Source organism: Xenorhabdus thailandensis (assembly GCF_037996785.1).
GTDB classification, from domain to species: Bacteria; Pseudomonadota; Gammaproteobacteria; order Enterobacterales; family Enterobacteriaceae; genus Xenorhabdus; species Xenorhabdus griffiniae.
The window spans coordinates 1-3,155 of record NZ_JBBMXF010000002.1; the positions used below are offsets into that span (position 1 = coordinate 1).

Consider the following 3,155-nt stretch of genomic DNA (forward strand, 5'->3'; position numbering starts at 1 on the left):
CGCCAAGCGCCGTCCGGCCAGCTTCATCGCCAGTACCACTGACGGGGCCGTATCATTCAGGATATACGCCAGACGTTCTCCCGGATAAGCCGGGTCCAGCGGCACATAAGCCCCGCCCGCTTTCAGCACCGCCAACAACGCCACCACTATCGCCGGTGAACGTGCCATGCAAATCGCCACTCTTTGATCCGGGACGACGCCCAATGTCATCAGTTGATGGGCAAGGCGGTTGGCGCGAGCATTTAATTCGGCATAACTGAGGGTTTGCTCTTCATATACTAACGCAGTCGCCTCCGGGGTTTTCTCTACCTGTTGTTCAAACAGTTGATGAACACATAATGGGTCAGGATACGGGTTTTCCGTGGCATTCCAGGTTTCCAGCAACAGTGTACGTTCCGTTTCAGGCAAAATTTCAATGCGCTCGTACCGGCGTCTCCGGGGCCTGTTCAGCGCTTCCACCAGACTTTCCAGCGCCTGCTGCATATAATCGCATAGTCTCTCTGGCTCAAACGGCTGCACCACCTGAGCGGTTAGCCCCAACGAGGAACCACCATCCTCCACCGACAGCCCAAATGGGTAGTTGGTCCGCTCCTGTCCGTCCAAGAAATTCAAACCGCCTGTGATGATGTCATCCGACATTGCCGATAAGGCATTATGTCGATAGTTGAACAAGCGCTAAAGAGCGGCGTATCCGCTGGCAATACCACTGCACCGCTGGGCCAGCGCCAGTGAAGCATGCTCATGCTCCAGCAACCCGGCCAGTCGCAAATGTACCGCACGCACGCTATCCTGTATCGGGGTATCATCGATATCCAATCGCAACGGCAAGGTATTCATAAACAGCCCCATGCCATTGTCTGCCCCCTCTCCCGCTTCCATGCGCCCAAACAGAACGGTGCCAAACACCACTTTCTCTTGCCCGCTGGTACGCGACAGTACCTGTGCCCAAGCCAGATGACACAACGCCGCCAGACTGACACCCAAACGCCGAGCCTGACTACGCAAACGGTCATTCAGCTCAGGCGCCAGCATCCGGTGAGATTCCCTCATTTGAGAGCCGTCACGATGTACTTCCGCCAGCCCGAATGGGAATGTTGGTTCATCCACCTCCGCCAACATGTCGGTAAAGAAACGGGTATGTGCTGCCTGACTCCCCCTTCAACCGGCCTGAGCCACCAGATTGCGGAAAGGAACCGGCGCAGGCAAGCTCTCCTCCTGCCCGGTAAAATAGGCCCGCACTTCACGGTGCATCACTTCCAACGTTTCATGGTCGCCAATCAAGTGATGCTGCAATTCCAGTAAGAACCAGCGGCCATCAGTTTCCTGAGTGATGACAAAATGCAGTAACGGCGCCTGACTCAAATCAAGACGATAGTGACCCGGATCAAAACGCCGGGTTAACTGGTCAATAACTGGGCCGTCAGCCGGGTCTAACGTCAGTTCCGTCACAGGCAACCGTGCCTGACGCCAGACCACCTGCGCCGGAACTGATAATCCTTGCCAGATAAAAGCCGTACGCAGAGATGTCATGGCGATCAATTGCCTGTTGTACCGCCGCCAGATAACGGTCCAATAACGAGCGATTCTCAAAGATCACCGGATAGAGCAACAGATACGGGTCGCCTTTCTGTTCCAACAAGTGGTGGAACAGGATACCGTCCTGCAACGGCGACAAGGCATAGATATCCTGAATATTAGCCACTCCACCCGGCACCTGCCCGACGATGCGATCAATATCAGTCTGAGTGAGATCAATCAGCGGCAACATCGCCGGCGTCAGCGTCGTAGTGGCCGGGGTGATGACGTTAGGCGGCACCACGACAGCCTGATCAAGTGACGCAAGCGTTCAATCATGCGTACAGCGAGCAATGAATGGCCGCCCAAGCGCAAAGAAGTTGTCATACCGGCTGATCTGCTCAATACCCAGTAACTCACGCCAAATAGCCGCCAGCGCGATCTCAGTTTCCCCTTGCGGCGCTTCATAGACCTGACGGGCAAAATCTTCCTCCCGCGGCGCCGGTAACGCCCGGCGATCCAACTTGCCGTTCGGCGTCTGCGGAAAGCATCCAGCCGCACAAAGGCCGACGGCACCATATAGTCAGGCAAAACGGCACTCAAATGTTCACGCAAACGGCCGTCAAGCCCTTCATTCGCCTCTGCCGCCACATAGGCGACCAGCCGTTTATTCTGCCCCATCCCCCACACCAACACCGCCGCCTCTTGCACCGCCGGGTGTTCCACCAACCGGATTTCAATTTCTCCCCAGCTCAATACGGAAGCCGCGAATTTTAACCTGCTGGTCGTTACGGCCCAAGAATTCCAGATTGCCGTCCGGCAAGTAACGGGCTAAATCCCCGGTGCGATACATCCGCGCACCGGATACCGGACTAAAGGGATCGGCTATAAAACGTTCCGCGCTCAATTCCGGCGGTTAAGATAACCCCGTGCCACCCCACGCCGCCAATATACATTTCGCCAACGCAGCCCAATGGCACCGGTTGACCATATTTGTCCAGCAGATAAACGCAGGTATTTTTAAGCGGCCGGCCGATAGAACGATCATCGGCCGGGATAATATCTCCTTACAGGTCGCCGTCACGGTATTTTCCGTCGGACCATAGGCGTTCAATAGTCGAGGTCGGTGATAATTTCTGCGCAAACCAATCCTGAACGGCGCTCTTTTTAACGGCCTCACCGCCAATGATGATGAATCTGAGGCAATCCGGTAACGGTAATGGGTTTCTCTGGCAACCAGTTCAGACCAAAATAACGCCGGCAGAGACATAACTGTGATACGGTTCTGCCGGGCCAACAATAAATTCCTGCATCGAAGTCAGCCACCTCATCAAATCACTAACGTGGCGCCATTACATAATGACAAGCAGCACTCTTCTACTGAAACATCAAACGCAAAAGAGGCAAATTGTAACAACCGGTCTTGCGCAGTGACCGGCATAGGTTTCGTTAAAACCCAGATGACGTTGATACACCGCCTGATGTTCTATCATCACCCCTTTCGGCTGCCCGGTTGAACCGGAGGTATAGATAACATAAGCCAGATGTTGTGGCGTCAATCCGATTACCTGTGGGTTACTGTCCGGCTGGTCTGGCAAGGGTATTCGAATCAAGTACCGTCAGTCCGGCCAGTGCCCGTT

General features: G+C 54.8%; 7 protein-coding genes and 1 pseudogene. All 8 read right to left on the reverse strand.

Features of this window, described 5'->3' with window-relative positions; translation table 11 throughout:
• On the reverse strand, nucleotides 1-408 hold a 408-nt coding region (locus AAC853_RS00045; RefSeq protein ID WP_340613220.1), incomplete at its 3' end, for an AMP-binding protein.
• Between the two features lie 267 nt (nucleotides 409-675).
• Nucleotides 676-1,107, reverse strand: coding sequence for a condensation domain-containing protein (locus AAC853_RS00050; protein WP_340613223.1), 432 nt, complete (start codon nucleotides 1,105-1,107; stop codon nucleotides 676-678).
• A 51-nt stretch (nucleotides 1,108-1,158) separates the two neighbouring features.
• Nucleotides 1,159-1,530, reverse strand: coding sequence for a condensation domain-containing protein (locus AAC853_RS00055; protein WP_340613224.1), 372 nt, complete (start codon nucleotides 1,528-1,530; stop codon nucleotides 1,159-1,161).
• Nucleotides 1,421-1,816 carry a hypothetical protein gene (locus AAC853_RS00060; RefSeq protein WP_340613229.1) on the reverse strand — a complete coding sequence of 132 codons (396 nt, stop codon included), beginning with the start codon at nucleotides 1,814-1,816 and terminating at the stop codon, nucleotides 1,421-1,423. The genes AAC853_RS00055 and AAC853_RS00060 overlap by 110 nt, the downstream gene beginning before the upstream one ends.
• Nucleotides 1,817-1,846: 30 nt before the next feature.
• Nucleotides 1,847-2,038, reverse strand: a complete 192-nt coding sequence (locus tag AAC853_RS00065; protein ID WP_340613230.1) for a hypothetical protein — start codon at nucleotides 2,036-2,038, stop codon at nucleotides 1,847-1,849.
• Nucleotides 2,039-2,103: 65 nt separating this feature from the next.
• A pseudogene (locus tag AAC853_RS00070) lies at nucleotides 2,104-2,241 on the reverse strand (hypothetical protein); the annotation flags it as partial.
• Nucleotides 2,242-2,431: 190 nt separating this feature from the next.
• Nucleotides 2,432-2,812, reverse strand: a complete 381-nt coding sequence (locus AAC853_RS00075) for a hypothetical protein (RefSeq protein WP_340613226.1) — start codon at nucleotides 2,810-2,812, stop codon at nucleotides 2,432-2,434.
• Between the two features lie 91 nt (nucleotides 2,813-2,903).
• Nucleotides 2,904-3,074 (reverse strand): AMP-binding protein, encoded by a 171-nt coding sequence (locus AAC853_RS00080; RefSeq protein ID WP_340613227.1) that lies wholly within the window; start codon nucleotides 3,072-3,074, stop codon nucleotides 2,904-2,906.
• Nucleotides 3,075-3,155 lie beyond the last annotated feature (81 nt).

Bases quoted from the DNA above. Each gene is read 5' to 3' on its own strand.
- AAC853_RS00055 (WP_340613224.1), bottom strand. From the start codon at position 1,530: ATGACATCTCTGCGTACGGCTTTTATCTGGCAAGGATTATCAGTTCCG.